This window comes from Ensifer sp. Root423 (assembly GCF_001426275.1).
Lineage (GTDB): Bacteria > Pseudomonadota > Alphaproteobacteria > Rhizobiales > Rhizobiaceae > Ensifer > Ensifer adhaerens.
Window position 1 is genome coordinate 497,749 of record NZ_LMEG01000045.1, and the last position, 14,419, is coordinate 512,167.

Below are 14,419 nucleotides of genomic sequence, written 5' to 3' on the forward strand. Positions count from 1 at the left end.
GGCACCGACGCCCCGGCAAGCATTTCCGCCAATCCGATCCCCTGCAACGCGCCCTAAAGCCTGTCGCGTGAAAAGCATTCACGCGACAGGCTTTAAGCGCTTGTTGTTATGCATGTCTTTGTCGCAAAACCGCTGCACACTTTTGCGCGACATCATTAAAGCCTTCAAGCTTCGATCTGGACGTCTCCGAGCGGTCGCGAGCAGCAGGCGAGGATGTAGCCCTCATCGATCTCGTCGTCGAGAATGCCGCCATTGTGGCTCATATCCACCTCGCCTGAGACCTTCATCACCCGGCAGGTGCCGCAGATGCCGCCTTCGCAGGCAGCGCCGATGCGCACGCCGTTGGCGCGCGCCGCCTGCAGGATCGTCTGGCCGGGCTTGGCCTCGATCTCCTTGCCGCTCATGGTGAAGGCGATCTTGGCGGCCTGGACCTCGCCCTCGTCACCGGCGCCGGCGCGCACGGCAATCTCTTCCGCCGCAGGTGCGGCGGCCGGCTGGAAGCTCTCCTCGTGGTAGCGGCCCATGTCGAAACCGGCCGATTTCAGCATCTCGCGCACGCCGCGCATGAACGGTTCGGGGCCGCAGCAGAAAACGGTGCGGTCCATGAAATCGGGCGCAAGCAGCGGCAGCTTGGCGCCATCAATGCGGCCGCGAAGCCCGTGCCAGCCGTGGCGTGCCTCATGTCCCTCGACGATGAAGCCGAGGTTCAGCCCGGACATCTGCGTCGCCAGAACCTCCAGCTCCGAACGGAACAGCAGGTCCTCCGGCCGACGCGCGCAGGAGATGAAGGTCACATCCGTCTCCGGCACGCAGTCCGCCATCCAGCGCGTCATCGACATCATCGGCGTGATGCCGGAGCCGGCCGAGATAAACAGGTACTTGTCGCCGGGATGGCGGACGAAGCTGAAATCGCCGAGCGGGCCAAAGGCGCGGAGTTTCATTCCGGGCTTCAGGTGCTCGAACATCCAGCGGGTGCCGATGCTGTCTGACTGCGCCTTGACGGTCACGGCGATCGACAGCGGCCGCGAGGGCGTCGACGACAGGGTGTAGGTGCGCATCACTGGCTCGTCGGCGACGGGCAGTTCGAGGGTCACGAATTGCCCGGGCAGATAGCGAAACCAGGCGGGCTTTTCGGCCCGGAAGGTGAAGGTCATGACATCGGCGGTCTCGACAACCGCCGATGTGCATTCGAGCATCTGCTGCCGGTCGATCCAGACGTGGAGCGCGTCGAAATGGTGAAACGAAGAGGCCATCTGCATGTCAGGCGACCCTTGAAAGCGGAGCCGCGTCGCCGGCAAGGCGCTGCTCCATGAACTTGCAGTACCACTCGACGAACTGCATCACGCCACCCTCGTGCTCGGGCGAATAGGGACCGGGCTCATAGGCCGGTGAGCGGATGCCGAAGGCATTTTCCTCGACGATCTGACGGTCCTGGTCGTTGGTCTCGGTCCAGACATGCGTCAGTTCATCTAGATTGTAGTCGACGCCTTCGACCGCATCCTTGTTGACGAGCCACTTCGTCGTCACCTGCGTCAGTTCGGGCCCGAGCGGCAGCACCCGGAAGGTGATGGCGTGGTCGGCGAGCACATGGTTCCAGGTGGTGGGATAGTGGAACATCAAGAGCGTGCCGATCTGGCTCTGGGAGACGTCGGCGGACAGGGCCCGCCTGACGGCGCGGGCGCCCGACATGGTGTAGCTTTCGGCATTGTCGACAAGCGGCATGCGGGCGGCGCGGAACTGACCGGTCGGCGACATCTTAAATTCGCTCGGCAGGCCCTCGGCCTCGCACTTCGCCCAATGTTCGGCGATCACAGGATCATCCTTGGCGCCCTGCACCCCGGTCGCCGTCGGCGCCTCAGGATAGGTGCGGCAGAGTTCCGGATGATTGGCGGCGCAATGGTAGCATTCGCGGTTGTTTTCCCAGACGAGCTTCCAGTTGCCCTTCTCGATGATGGTGCTTTCGAACGCGACCTTGGTTTCGCCGAGCCGATGCGGCGCGAGATACGGCAAGGCCATGTCGCGGAACGCCGTGAAATCCATCGGCTTTTCCGACAGGTTGATGAAGATGTAGCCGCCGACCGTTTCGCAATGGATCGGCTTCAGACTGTGGGCGGCCTTGTCGAAATCCTCTCCCATCTGCCGGGCAAAGAGCAGCGAGCCGTCGAGTTCGTAGGTCCACTGGTGATAGGGACAGACAAGCTTTGCCGACGAGCCTTTCGCCTGCGTGCAGACGCGCGAGCCGCGGTGGCGGCAGGAATTGTGCAGAGCCCGGATGGCGCCCTGGCGGTCGCGGGTGATGACAACGGGGTAGTCGCCGACCTGGACGGTGAAGTAATTGCCGGCCCGCGGGATCTCGCAGTCATGGCCGATAAACAGCCAATCCTTGTACCAGATGTTTTCCAGATCCTGCCTGTAGTAGTCGGGATCGATGTAAAAGGCCCGGTCGAGGCTGTAGCCGTCCTGCCTGCCCTTCAGCTTTCGAAGCATATCGTTTCTGGTGTCCATGTCCTGTCCTCATGCGCCATGTTTCGGAGAGGCAGGACAGGAACCCGCACGGGCGCACGCCCATGCGTTTGAGGCTCCGATCCGGCTGCCCGCCGCAACCCGTTACGGTTATGTCCGTCAAGGCTGGTTTCCGGGCTCAGGAGCCGTCCTTTCGGACCTGCCCGGCGCCTTCCCGGACGAACCGTCCAGTGGCCTTTGCCGAGGCTTTCGCTCCACCACCGTTGCGGGGGCAGCGCCGGGATTTGACCGGCTTCCCAATTCTCCATCTTCCCTTCGAAGACGGCACCTTGAGTAAGGATATGTAATCGCGGAAGTCACCTTGGCAGCTGCCCGATAGCGACATCCAATTCCAGAATGACGACACGGAAAAAACCGCCACAAAAGGCCACCGTCTTAGAATTTTTACATTGCAAACATATAGATAGATCACATCTTGGGCAATTGCCGACTTTTGCGGCGCGGTCGGCGCAGATGCGGGAGGGCTTCGCCCGTTTGCGACATCGCGTCAGATAGAGAACGCTAATGATGCAGCCAGGACGAAATCATTCATTAACCATGAGCCGCTAGCCTAGCCGGCGGACGAGAGAGGTCCTGCAGGCAGGCAGATGGCGCGCTGACGATCATGGCAAAGTTGAGATACTACGACGCGACAGCCGAGAAGCTGCCGACAATCCCGCCGAAGGTGGCGGTTCATACCGAATTCCTGCGTACGGGCCGGATCAACCGCAGGCAATGGTTGCCGAGCGAACGCCGGTATTTGAGCTATGAGGAAGTCGCAGACAGGACGGGCAAGAAGCTCAGCACCGCCGGCGACACGACCCATAAGCGGATCAACGGGTTCCACAACTCGATCCAGTTCCCGAAGATGATCTTCCACCGCACGCTCGTCGGCCGGCCGCATCTCGGCTACTGTCACGTGACGGCGGCGCGTACGCCGGTTACTCCCTCCAAGGACATCACCTGGTCCTTCTACTTCGCCAACTTCTTCTGCAACCTGGGCGACGAGACGCATTTTTTCGAGAGTATCCAGCCCGGCTATTCACGCATGTACTTCGCCGTCGCCATCGAACCGGGCGCCCAAGCCGGGCAAATGGTCATCAACCGCAACTTTCGTGACAACGGGCTGCTGTTTCGCACGGATGATCCCAAGGTCGCGCTGAAAAACGTACTGATGCTTGGCGCCAAGGATGACGCGTTGCGTCGCATCATTCGCAGCCTCTGAGCCGAACCGGTTCCTTCAAAGAAAATCGTTCTGTTTTTCCGGTGCGTCCGTTAAGGAAGCGTCGGAAAGGAAACGGCATGGCTGAGATCATCGACACGGATAGAGAACCGGACCGCGCGATCGCGCGCGCCTGCGCCGTTCTTGGCGAAGGCGAGCCGGTCGCCATTCCGACCGAGACCGTCTACGGCCTTGCCGCCGACGCTACCAATCCCGATGCGATCAGTCGCATCTACGAGATGAAGGGGCGCCCGCGCTTCAATCCGCTGATCTCGCATGTTTCCGACATGGCGATGGCCGAAGCCCATGTGCATTTCGATCCGATTTCGAGGCAGCTGGCCGAAGCCTTCTGGCCCGGCCCGCTGACGCTGATCCTTCGGCAGCGCGCCGACAGCACGGTTCATGCGCTGGCGTCCGCCGGCCTCGACACGCTCGGCATCCGCATGCCCGACGGTTTCTCGCGCCGGGTAATCGCTCACTTCGGGCGACCACTGGCCGCGCCCAGTGCCAATACGTCGGGCAAAATCAGCCCGACCAGTGCGGTCCATGTGGAAGCCGATCTCGGCGACAAACTGAAGTTGATCCTCGACGCCGGCCAGGCCCAAATCGGCCTTGAGTCGACGATCATCAAGGTCGACGGCGACGAGATCCGGTTGCTTCGGCCGGGTGGCCTCGATGCCGCCGAGATCGAACGCCTGCTTGGTCGTCCGGTGACCCGGCCGGAGACGGCGGGAGCGACGATCGAGGCGCCGGGCATGCTCGCCTCGCACTACGCGCCCGGCGCTGCCGTCCGGCTCGATGCCGCCGAGGTGCATGCCGGCGAAGCCTTGATCCGTTTCGGCGGCAATCGGATCGCCGGCGAAGAGCAGGCGGCCGTCGTTCTCGATCTCAGCCCGACTGGCAATCTGCGCGAAGCCGCCGCCAATCTCTTCGACTATATGAAGCGGGCGGATGCCAGCGGCGCAGAGACCATCGCCTTCGGGCCGATCCCTTCGGACGGGTTGGGGGAAGCCATCATCGACCGGTTACAACGGGCGGCGGCACCACGAGGGTAAGATAGTGTGCGGCATCTTCTCCGCACCCACCCTCATCGAACGGCACCAATTGCGGTTATGATCGCCGCCGACCAGGAACCGAGGACCAGATCCTCAGATCGACCGATCCGATAGCGCGCGCAGGCGCAATGCGAAGTGAGGCCCATGACCACCCTTCCCTCTCCCGAACTCATCGCTTCCTTCGCCGAGATCGTCGGCAACACCAACGTGCTGACGGACGAAGCCGACAAGGCGCGCTATCTCGTCGAATCGCGCGGACTTTACCGCGGCACGACGCCGATGGTCCTGCGTCCGGCCAACGTCGACGAGGTCTCGCGCATCATGAAGCTCGCGAGCGCCACCCGCACGGCGATCGTGCCGCAGGGCGGCAACACCGGCCATGTCGCCGGGCAGATCCCGCGGGAGGGCAAGGCAGACATCGTTCTTTCGCTGGAACGGCTGAACCGCATTCGCGACATCGATCCGGTCGGCAATGTCATCGTCGCCGATGCCGGCTGTATCCTCGCCGATATCCAGAAGGCGGCGGACGAGCACAATCGCCTGTTCCCACTGTCGCTCGGCTCGGAAGGTTCAGCCCGCATCGGCGGCAATCTCTCCACCAATGCAGGCGGCACCGCCGTGCTTGCCTATGGCAGTATGCGCCAGCTTTGCCTCGGCCTCGAAGTGGTGCTGCCGACCGGCGAAATCTGGGACGGGCTGCGCCGGTTGAAGAAGGACAATACCGGTTACGACCTGCGCGATCTCTTCATCGGTGCCGAGGGCACGCTCGGCGTGATCACCGGCGCCGTGCTCAAGCTTTTCCCGAAGCCGCTCGGGCATCAGGTCGCCTTTGCCGGAGTCGGCAGCGTCGAGCATGCGCTCGCTCTGTTTGAAAAGGCGTCCAGCCTTTGCGGGCCGGCGTTGACCGGCTTCGAGCTGATGCCGCGGCTCGGCGTCGAATTCACCACCAAGCACATCCCCGGCGTTCGTGATCCGATGGAAACGGTCCATCCCTGGTACGCGCTGATCGATATCTCGACGTCCGATAGCGCCGAAAGCGCGGAACGGATGGTACAGGATCTGCTGGAGCAGGGATATGCGGCCGGCCTCGTCGAGAATGCAGTGATTGCCGCCAACGAGACACAGGCGAAGGCGCTGTGGCACATGCGCGAGAGCATGTCGCCGGCACAAAAGCCCGAGGGCGGCTCGATCAAGCACGATGTCTCCGTGCCCGTCTCCAGCATTCCGGCCTTCATGAAGGAGGCGGATGCCGCCGTCGTGAAAGCGATCCCCGGCGCCCGCATCTGCTCCTTCGGCCACATGGGCGACGGCAACATCCACTACAACATTTCGCAGCCAGTCGGCGCCGACAAGCAGGCCTTCCTCGACCGCTGGCGCGAAATCAACGCCATCGTCCACGGCATCGTGCTTGGGTATAACGGCTCGATCTCCGCCGAGCACGGCATCGGCCAGTTGAAGCGCGACGAGCTCGCCGAGGTCCGGGCGCCGATCGAAATCGAGCTGATGCAACGCATCAAGCACGCGTTCGATCCCGCAGGCATCATGAACCCCGATAAAGTGCTGCGCGCCGACGGTTGACGACGCGCCGTTTCGCGCGGCGCGCGGCGATGCAGCAACAGGCTTGGGCTGACCGTCAGACGGCGTGCGTCAGCGGCCGCCTGCGCGCAATTGCGAGAGCGACAGCAAGGTCTCGGCACTGACGCCAGCGCTGCCGCCGCCAGTCAGAATCGCGAGACCGGGCGATACATCCTGGTTGTTCTCGACGTCGTAGAGCGCCGTGAAGCGTTGCAGAAGCTTCTCAAGCTGACCCGGCTGCTGCAGTTCCTTGATGTTGACGGTGCGCTCGATAAAGGCCGCCTGGGCCTCGATCTTGGCGTTCTGCAAGCCCTCCGGCATGCTGTAGGCGGTCTTGATGACCTCGAACAGGGCGCGATCGGCCAGGATGTCGTAGGCCGTGTTGATGTCCGAGGCCTTGCGCTTGAAATAGAGCGCCAGGCGAATGCCGCCGTTATCGGCGCCCTCCTTCTCTTCGAGCGACTGATTGAGGAAGAGATCAACGGTGGTGACGAGACCGCGGCGGGTCTGGATCTGCCCTGCCTCGCCCCTGACGATCTTGCCGTCCTTGTCGAAGTTGAAGGACGAGACGATCTCGCGATACTTCAGCCCATTCGGGTCGGTGTTGATGAAGCTCTTCGGATCTTCGAGATCCGACGTGAACATACTCCTGAGATAGTCGGACTTGACCGTCTCCGGATCGATGCCTGCGCCGACGAGAACCATGTCGACCAGCCGGCGGTTCTTGAGGAAGGCATCCAGCGTTTCGATCTTCGCGATCTCGGAGGTGTAATATTTGGCTTCTTCCTGGGCCTTTTCCTTCGCGATCTTCTTCTCGTCGTCCGTGCCGAAGCGGGACTTGGCGACGATATAGGCCCGCGCCGTATTCATGATGTCGCCGTCGCTCTGGGCGAGTTTTGGTGCGCCGAGAGTCCCGTCCGGATTGAAGTTGAACGCTTTCACGAGCTTGACGTAGCGTTCGTCGCGCAGCGTGTTGACGTAGCTTCTGGGATCGTTGAGATCGCTCGTCAGAATGCGCTTCAGATCACGCTTGCTCAGGCCCTCGTCTTCGAGACCGAAGGCGCTGAGCGTGAACTTCAGTACGCCATTGTCGGCCAGCAGCTTGTCGACCGACTCCATCGAATTGACCAGCAGCTTGAAGCGCTTGACCAAGGCTTCGTCTTCGGCATCGCCCTTGTCATTGTAGCGGACCATGTAGCCGTCGGACGTCTTCTTCAACTGATCGGCGTCCTGCGCCGTCTTGCCGGGCTGCAGCGTGCCGTCGGGCCGGAAGTTGAAGGCTTTGTGCATTTCCTTAAAGGCGGCATTGTACTCGCCGCCCTGCGTGTTGACGTAGCTGTTCGGGTCGTTGATGTCGCTGGTGAGGATGTTTTCGATCGTCGACGGCACGGTCGTCGACGCTTTGAGGCCGAAGGCCGTGACGAGGTAGTTGAACAGCCGGCTGTCGCTGGTCAGCTCGGAGATGCTGGTGACGCCGGCGATCTTGCCTTCGTAATATTCCTTGTTGAGCAGTGCCCCGGCGCCGGTCAGGCGCGCGCCGCCGAGCGGCGTTTCGCCCGGTTTCTTGAAGACGTAGATGTTGTTGAGTTCCGTCTTCTTTGCGTCGCTTATCGCCTTTTCGCCGGCCGGCACGCTGCCATCAGCGTTGAAGTTAAAGGTTTCCGCCAACTTGATGTAGGTTTCGAGATTGCGGATGCGCCCGTTCAGCGTGTTCAATTCCTCGCCGAGCGATGCGAGCAGCGCGGGCGCCTGATCGCGTGGCGGAAGCTTGGCATCGAGATCGGCGACGATCGCGTTGTGCTCGTCGATCTTGGCCTGAATCGCCGGCTTGTCGGCAGCGGGCGCCTCCGCAAGTTCGGACGTCAGCCTGTTAATCTCCCCGAGGGACTTGAGCCGCGTCTGAAGGTCAGTCTGCAGCTTGAGCGCTTCTTCCCGCCTCGTCACAGCGGCCGTGCGGCTTGCGGTCAGAGCGGCAGGGTCGCTGGTCAGCGCGTCGCGGACCTCGGTGTAGTTGAACGTCTTCGGGTCAATATCGAAGACGGTGAAGGCAAACGAACGCAGTCGTTCGTTGCCGAGGAACTTGTCGACATCGGTGACGAGATCCATGGCCGCGCCAAAATAGGCCATCTCTCCGCGCATGGCCGTGTCGAGGCTGGCGATCCGCTCGTTGTAGAGACCGATCAGCGCATCCTGCTGTGCGTTGGTTTGAGCCACCGGCTTCGACGAGCTGAAGCTGAAGGCCTGCGCGAAGTTGCGGTAGCGTTCATCGGTGAGACGGTTGGCAAAGCTGCTTTCGTCCGAAAGATCGCTTTCCAGCACCTTGCGCATGAAGGCCTTGGCATAGGTCATGTCCTCCAGGCCATGCGCTTTCATCGCGTATGAGTAGAGTCGATAGTCGTTCAGAAACTCCTCGACAGTTTTCACGCTGCCGATGTTCTCTTTATAATACTCCGCTTCGCGCGCGATCTGCGGCTGCTGGGCAATGCGGTTGAGGCTGCTCCTCATGTCCCGCGTGATGCGACTGTAGTCGAGATAGGTCGATACCATGCCCTGGCGCCTTGTCGGTTACCCATGGGGACAGGCTGGACCCGAGCCCCGAAACAGAATTCTGACGCGTCATGATTGCAGGACTGGCTTGCGTGTGGCTTTTCCCGGCAGTTCGAACGACGGCAAAGGTGCGCCTGATCGGAACGAATGCGGCCGCGCTGTTGACGAAACGGAAACCCTGACCGGTCGGCTTTTGCTAACCATCGAGAAACGCAAAGTTTTCTTAACCGCGAATTTTAAGTCGTTCGGAAAGGGCGCCGCCTATTCTCCCGCTCATAGAGGACGAAAAGTCCCGACGAGAAGACCGGAAACCGGCTCTCAAGGAAAAACAAGGGCGATTGAAATGCGCAACACACTCTCTCAACCCGCATGGGTCGAAAACACGCTCCGTCTTGATCCGCAGCGCTTTCCACAGCAGGCGAGCTACGCCTTGCGCGGTCACACCGGTAATGTCACGATCAGCCTGGACGAGCGTGGCGCAGTTCTGCGCAAGGTGCTACCATCGAGCGGCCTGCCGCTTTCGATCGCACTGCCGGCGCGCGCATTCAAGGGGGTCGCGGCTCGCGCGATCGATCACGGCGACGGAGACGTTACAGTGACGCTGGAACTTCATCACGACGACCCGGACCTCTGTGTCCCGCTGCTCGTCGCACACGACCTGTCCGACATCGCAGCCGACTGGCGCGCCTGGGCAGAAGCTTATCGCATTCCGATGCTCATGGTCGAAGCGGATGGCGTGGCAAGGCCGCTCGAAGAGCACCTTGGCGACGTGCGCACCGCGCCCGTCAAGCCGCGCCGCCGCCACTCCTTCTTCGCAGAGCGCCGCCCGCGCTTCCTCGTGCGCCGCTCCACCGGCACGCTTGGCGTACACATGAAGATCGACGGGCGCGAGATCATCGCCCGCAGCTGATTGAAGAGCCTACCTCCAGCGCGACAGCCGGCCGTTCCCTGCGGCCGGCTGTCGCGTTTGGCGAGGTCAGATCTGTCGGGACATTTTCTTCGTGCACGCATGCACTGGGTCGTCGCCGCCTCCCCCGACGATTTACCGAATGTTCCCCCGGAAACAGTTGCGTCGCCTTCTTCGTGCCATATGGGCTGCATAGCCAAGACCACGAAAGAAGGAGAAACCCGATGCGCAAGCACATCGCCTCAGTCGTTGCCGCCGTCCTGTCCAGCTTCCGTGCGCGTCACGAGGCGAGGAAGCGCAAGGCCGCCCGCGACATCAGCTGGGCCTGAGATTTTTGCGGCCCGCAACAGGCAGGCCGACCATGGGGCAATGAAGACGATCCTCCGCCGCAACGGAGGATTTTTCATATCAGGCGCAGGAGAAGCGCCAGCACCAGCCCGGCGAAGATGATCAGACCGACGATGCTGTTGAACTTGAACAGCGCCAGGCACTGTGCAGGATCATGGATGTTCAGGACGAGGATCTGATAGGTCAGCATCGCTGCTGCGATCAGGAGGCCGACATAGGCGACGGCACCGGCGCCGGCTGCAACGAACGACAGAAGGACGAGCAGCGTCGCGATGCCATAAAGGCCGATCAGCCAGGGGCGCGGGTTTTCACCGAAACGCCGCGCCGTCGAGCGCACGCCGATCAGTTCATCGTCCTCCTTGTCCTGGTAAGCGTAGATCGTGTCGTAACCGATCGTCCAGGCGATGGCAGCGCCGTAAAGCAGAACGGCGGCAACCGACAACGTGCCGAATTCGGTCGCCCAGCCCATCAGCGCGCCCCAGGAAAACGCCAATCCCAGAAAGAACTGCGGCCAGTCGGTAAACCGCTTGGCGAAGGGATAGATCGCGACGATCGCCAGGGACAGGATGCCGAGCACGATCGAGAAGGTGTTGAACTGCAGCAGCACGACAAGGCCGACAAGTGCCTGCAGCACCGTGAACACCTTGGCCTGAAGGCGCGAGACGCGCCCCGACGGCAGCGGCCGCGAGCGGGTACGGGCAACCTCCATGTCGATGTCGTGATCGACGATATCGTTGTAGGTGCAGCCAGCACCACGCATGGCGATGGCGCCGACAGTGAACAGGAAGCAATGGAACAGGAAGCGGCCGAAGGAGAATTGACCGGCACTCGCCGACACACCCGACGCCAGGGCCACGGACCAGAGGCAAGGCAGCAGCAGCAATTGCCAGCCGATCGGACGGTCCCAGCGGGCAAGCTGCGCATAGGGCCAGAGCGCACGCGGCAGCACTCGATAGACCCAGTTGTTGGACGGCGCGTCCTGAACGCGGCCGGAATCGGCAGAGATTGTGTTCATATCCCTGTTTGACGCCGCAGGCCCGGCCGGTCAAGCGGCGAGATCGCCGCCGACCACGGGAGGAAAACGCCTGATCAGGGAAGCGTGAAGTCGAAGCGGTAGGTTGCCGACAGACCGACGAGAACCTGGTTGCGGCTGCCGCGTTCGCGAACGAGGCTGGAATCGGCCGCCGGGCCAAGCAGGCGCTTGTATTCGGCATAGGCGCTCGTCTCGAGCTTTTCGGTTGCCTGCCAAGTGATCGCAGCACCGACACCGGCCGAGCCGACGCCGCCATGCGGGGTATAGTTGCTGAGACCGGAGGCCGTCGCCTCGCGATCATTCACGCCGTAATAGGCCGTGTAGTAGCCGCTGCTGGCTGCCGACAGGCGCGGGCCGCCGGAAATGCGGACATTGCTGCTAACATCGGCAAAGGCGTCCGCCGCGACATCGGCAACGACGCCGTGGTGACTGCGGATACCCTGGCGGACTTCGGCGCGCACACGCAGCCAGTCGGTCGGGTAGACCTCGGCAAAGCCGCCGGCTTCACCGCCGAACTTGACCGGATCAAGTCCCTTGAGGTCGCTGGACGTGCCGGCATCGCGTTCGAAAATCAGCTTTCCGACGAGACCGGCGCGGAAGCTGCCCTGGTCGACCAGCGCATAGGACATGTTGTCGTTGCGCGAGGAGAAGCGGACCGTGCTGCCGGCCTTGCCGAGCGAGATCAGCGGGGCCGCCTGGAACATGCGCTTGGAAGCGCCTTCGTATTTCGGGCCGTAAAAGCCGGTGGCGCCGACCTTCAGGTACCAGTCACCGGACCAGAAATGTTGGCCGTCACCGGCGGAGGCGGCATTTGCCGACAGCAAAAGGGTTCCAGAAAGGAAAACAAGAGAACGGATACGCAAGAAACAACTCCGGAAGATTCATTCGCCGGGGCGAAATTGGCCGTGCCGTCGGGCCGAAGGAGGGAGTGGGCAGGAACGGCACAGGGCGAGTTATTGGCCCTTGTTCCTACGATTCCGTTAACCAGGTCAATTCAGCTTTCGTTTCCCATGAGCGCCGTAGCTGCCCGCGGTCACTGGCCGAGATAGGTCTTCAGATAGACGCTCGGCGGGCTGCCGAGCATGCGGCGGAACATCGTCGTAAAGGCCGCGACGTTCTCATAACCGGCATCGAGCGCCACATTGATGATCGGCTCGCCGTCGGCCAGAAGCGGCAGCGAGGCGAAGATGCAGGCCTGCTGGCGCCAGGTGACGAAGCTGACGCCCGTCTCGTTGCGAAACAGCCGCGTGAACGAGCGGCGGCTGAGACCCAGCCTGTCGGCCCACTGGTCGATGCTTGCGGCCGCCGACGGCGCCTGCAGGAATTGCCGGCAGAGCGCCGCAAGCTTTTCGTCGCGCGGGAACGGCAGGCCGAGTGGGCGCTCCTGCAGCCGGCCGATTTCCTCCAAAAGCAGATCAGTCACCAGTTGTTCGCGCCGCTCCGACATCGCCTCGTTCTCTACGCTGACGAGCGCATCGACGAGGCTGCCGGCCAGCGGGTTGATTTCCATGACCATCGGCCGCTCGGCTCGCAAAAGGTCCGGCGCGAAATAGATCGAGTGCATGCGCACGTCGCTGATCATCTCGGCCGAATGCTCCACGCCCGCCGGGATCAACAAAGCGTGGCCGGGCGGCACCATCCACCGCCCGCGCTCGGTGCGCATCAGCACGACGCCGCCGCGCGCCCACCACAGCTGGGTCCGGGTGTGTTTGTGAAAAGGCACGAGGAGGCCGGCATTGTAATCCCGTCCGAGCGCGAGCACCGGGGCGTTTCCCGTCTCGACCCAGTCGAGGTTCCGGAAGTGATCGTCATCGGGAAGCTGCGGCAGCGGATATCGGCGGATCGGCATTTGGCCCACTCACGAAAGAAATCGACCAGATCACAAAAGCAGGCCAACGGCAACCTCAGTAGAGATAGGCCACGCCGCACACAACCTTCGAGACGGCAAGGAATCACCCATGTCTACCGTGACTTCAACTTCCGGGATCTCCCCGGAGAAGACGGCTTTCTCCGTCATCCTGGCAGTCAGCTTCTGCCATATGCTGAACGACATCATGCAGTCGCTGCTGACGGCACTCTATCCCCTGCTGAAGGCGAACTACTCGCTCGACTTCGTGCAGATCGGCCTCCTGACCTTTACCTTCCAGCTGACGGCATCGATGCTGCAGCCGGCCGTCGGCATCATCACCGACCGCTGGGCCCTGCCCTATTCCCTGCCGCTCGCCATGCTGTCGACCTGCAGCGGCCTGATCCTGCTCGCCAACGCCCATGACTTCTGGGTTCTTCTGGTTGCTGCCAGCCTGATCGGCGTCGGCTCGGCGATCTTCCATCCGGAGTCCTCCCGCATCGCGCGCCTCGCCTCCGGCGGCCGCCATGGCCTGGCGCAGTCGCTGTTCCAGGTGGGCGGCAATGCCGGCAGCGCCATGGGTCCGCTGCTCGCCGCCTTCATCGTCATCCCCTTCGGCCAGGGCAGCCTCAGCTGGTTCTCGATCGTCGCGATCATCGGCTTCTTCGTGCTCTCCTGGGTCAGCACCTGGTATGTCCGCCATCGCCGCACGACCATGAGCCGCGCTGCGCCGAGCCGGGCGCTGCCTCTGCCGAAGGGCCGGGTGATGTGGGCTGTTGCCGTGCTCGTGCTTTTGACGGCCACCAAGAACGTCTACATGGCGAGCATCTCCAGCTACTTCACCTTCTTCGTCATCGAGAAATTCGGTATCGACGTACAGCAGGCGCAGTTGATGCTGTTCCTGTTCCTGGGCGCTGCCGCAGCCGGGACCTTCCTCGGCGGCCCGATCGGCGACCGCTACGGCGCCCGCTTCGTCATCTGGTTCTCGATCCTCGGCGTCATCCCCTTCGCGCTGATGCTGCCCTATGCGAACCTCTTCTGGACCGGCGTGCTCTCCGTCATCATCGGCCTGATCTTCTCCTCGGCCTTCTCGGCGATCGTCGTCTTCGCCCAGGAGCTGGTTCCCGGTCGCGTCGGACTGATTGCCGGCGTCTTCTTCGGGTTCGCCTTCGGTTTCGGCGGTATGGGCGCTGCCGTACTCGGCATCTTCGCCGACCGGCAGGGCATCGAGTTCGTCTACACGATCTGCTCCTATCTGCCGCTGCTCGGCATCCTGACGATCCTCCTGCCGAAGCTCCCGACGCGGTAGCCGCTCCGGCAGAAAAAACAGAAAATCGGACCGGGCGCCGCCATGCGGCGCCCGGTTTTCGTCTGCGCGGCAAAC

11 protein-coding genes and 1 riboswitch are annotated in these 14,419 nt (G+C 62.5%); of the genes, 5 read left to right on the forward strand and 6 right to left on the reverse strand.

From position 1 onward, the window contains the following. Positions 1 to 164 precede the first annotated feature (164 nt). Both ASD01_RS31065 and ASD01_RS31070 read right to left on the reverse strand, forming a co-directional pair. Positions 165 to 1,259, reverse strand: a complete 1,095-nt coding sequence (locus ASD01_RS31065) for an FAD-binding oxidoreductase (protein ID WP_034801131.1) — start codon at positions 1,257 to 1,259, stop codon at positions 165 to 167. A gap of 1 nt (position 1,260) precedes the next feature. After that, positions 1,261 to 2,505, reverse strand: coding sequence for an aromatic ring-hydroxylating oxygenase subunit alpha (locus ASD01_RS31070; protein ID WP_034801129.1), 1,245 nt, complete (start codon positions 2,503 to 2,505; stop codon positions 1,261 to 1,263). Positions 2,506 to 2,609: 104 nt separating this feature from the next. Then, positions 2,610 to 2,810, reverse strand: a riboswitch (cobalamin riboswitch). Between the two features lie 317 nt (positions 2,811 to 3,127). On the opposite strand from ASD01_RS31070, the gene ASD01_RS31075 reads away from it, so the two are divergent. From ASD01_RS31075 to ASD01_RS31085, 3 genes are all read left to right on the forward strand, one after another. Next, a complete protein-coding gene (locus ASD01_RS31075) occupies positions 3,128 to 3,727 on the forward strand; it encodes a DUF6656 family protein (protein WP_034801127.1) in 600 nt (199 codons plus the stop codon). 77 nt (positions 3,728 to 3,804) lie between these two features. After that, positions 3,805 to 4,779: an L-threonylcarbamoyladenylate synthase gene (locus tag ASD01_RS31080; protein ID WP_034801125.1), complete on the forward strand. Its 975-nt coding sequence runs from the start codon at positions 3,805 to 3,807 to the stop codon at positions 4,777 to 4,779. A 144-nt stretch (positions 4,780 to 4,923) separates the two neighbouring features. Next, complete coding sequence (locus ASD01_RS31085; RefSeq protein ID WP_034801122.1) at positions 4,924 to 6,357, forward strand: FAD-binding oxidoreductase; 1,434 nt, start codon at positions 4,924 to 4,926, stop codon at positions 6,355 to 6,357. Positions 6,358 to 6,426: 69 nt separating this feature from the next. Here the strand turns inward: ASD01_RS31085 and ASD01_RS31090 are convergent, their stop codons facing one another. After that, positions 6,427 to 8,901 carry a DUF1217 domain-containing protein gene (locus ASD01_RS31090; RefSeq protein ID WP_034801120.1) on the reverse strand — a complete coding sequence of 825 codons (2,475 nt, stop codon included), beginning with the start codon at positions 8,899 to 8,901 and terminating at the stop codon, positions 6,427 to 6,429. Between the two features lie 343 nt (positions 8,902 to 9,244). Between ASD01_RS31090 and ASD01_RS31095 the strand changes: the two genes are divergently transcribed. Further along, on the forward strand, positions 9,245 to 9,811 hold the full coding sequence (locus ASD01_RS31095) for a DUF6101 family protein (RefSeq protein ID WP_034801118.1): 567 nt from the start codon (positions 9,245 to 9,247) through the stop codon (positions 9,809 to 9,811). Between the two features lie 400 nt (positions 9,812 to 10,211). On the opposite strand, the gene ubiA is transcribed toward ASD01_RS31095, so the two are convergent. From ubiA to ASD01_RS31110, 3 genes are all read right to left on the reverse strand, one after another. After that, positions 10,212 to 11,171, reverse strand: a complete 960-nt coding sequence (gene ubiA / locus ASD01_RS31100; protein WP_034801116.1) for a 4-hydroxybenzoate octaprenyltransferase — start codon at positions 11,169 to 11,171, stop codon at positions 10,212 to 10,214. Between the two features lie 74 nt (positions 11,172 to 11,245). Next, a complete protein-coding gene (locus ASD01_RS31105) occupies positions 11,246 to 12,052 on the reverse strand; it encodes a MipA/OmpV family protein (RefSeq protein WP_051659573.1) in 807 nt (268 codons plus the stop codon). A gap of 170 nt (positions 12,053 to 12,222) precedes the next feature. Beyond that, a complete protein-coding gene (locus tag ASD01_RS31110) occupies positions 12,223 to 13,038 on the reverse strand; it encodes an AraC family transcriptional regulator (protein WP_034801113.1) in 816 nt (271 codons plus the stop codon). Between the two features lie 109 nt (positions 13,039 to 13,147). On the opposite strand from ASD01_RS31110, the gene ASD01_RS31115 reads away from it, so the two are divergent. Further along, positions 13,148 to 14,344, forward strand: a complete 1,197-nt coding sequence (locus tag ASD01_RS31115) for an MFS transporter (RefSeq protein WP_060529835.1) — start codon at positions 13,148 to 13,150, stop codon at positions 14,342 to 14,344. Positions 14,345 to 14,419: the final 75 nt, after the last annotated feature.

Bases quoted from the DNA above. Each gene is read 5' to 3' on its own strand.
- ASD01_RS31070 (WP_034801129.1), bottom strand. From the start codon at position 2,505: ATGGACACCAGAAACGATATGCTTCGAAAGCTGAAGGGCAGGCAGGAC.
- ASD01_RS31085 (WP_034801122.1), top strand. From the start codon at position 4,924: ATGACCACCCTTCCCTCTCCCGAACTCATCGCTTCCTTCGCCGAGATC.
- ASD01_RS31110 (WP_034801113.1), bottom strand. From the start codon at position 13,038: ATGCCGATCCGCCGATATCCGCTGCCGCAGCTTCCCGATGACGATCAC.
- ubiA (WP_034801116.1), bottom strand. From the start codon at position 11,171: ATGAACACAATCTCTGCCGATTCCGGCCGCGTTCAGGACGCGCCGTCC.
- ASD01_RS31075 (WP_034801127.1), top strand. From the start codon at position 3,128: ATGGCAAAGTTGAGATACTACGACGCGACAGCCGAGAAGCTGCCGACA.
- ASD01_RS31090 (WP_034801120.1), bottom strand. From the start codon at position 8,901: ATGGTATCGACCTATCTCGACTACAGTCGCATCACGCGGGACATGAGG.
- ASD01_RS31080 (WP_034801125.1), top strand. From the start codon at position 3,805: ATGGCTGAGATCATCGACACGGATAGAGAACCGGACCGCGCGATCGCG.
- ASD01_RS31065 (WP_034801131.1), bottom strand. From the start codon at position 1,259: ATGCAGATGGCCTCTTCGTTTCACCATTTCGACGCGCTCCACGTCTGG.
- ASD01_RS31115 (WP_060529835.1), top strand. From the start codon at position 13,148: ATGTCTACCGTGACTTCAACTTCCGGGATCTCCCCGGAGAAGACGGCT.
- ASD01_RS31095 (WP_034801118.1), top strand. From the start codon at position 9,245: ATGCGCAACACACTCTCTCAACCCGCATGGGTCGAAAACACGCTCCGT.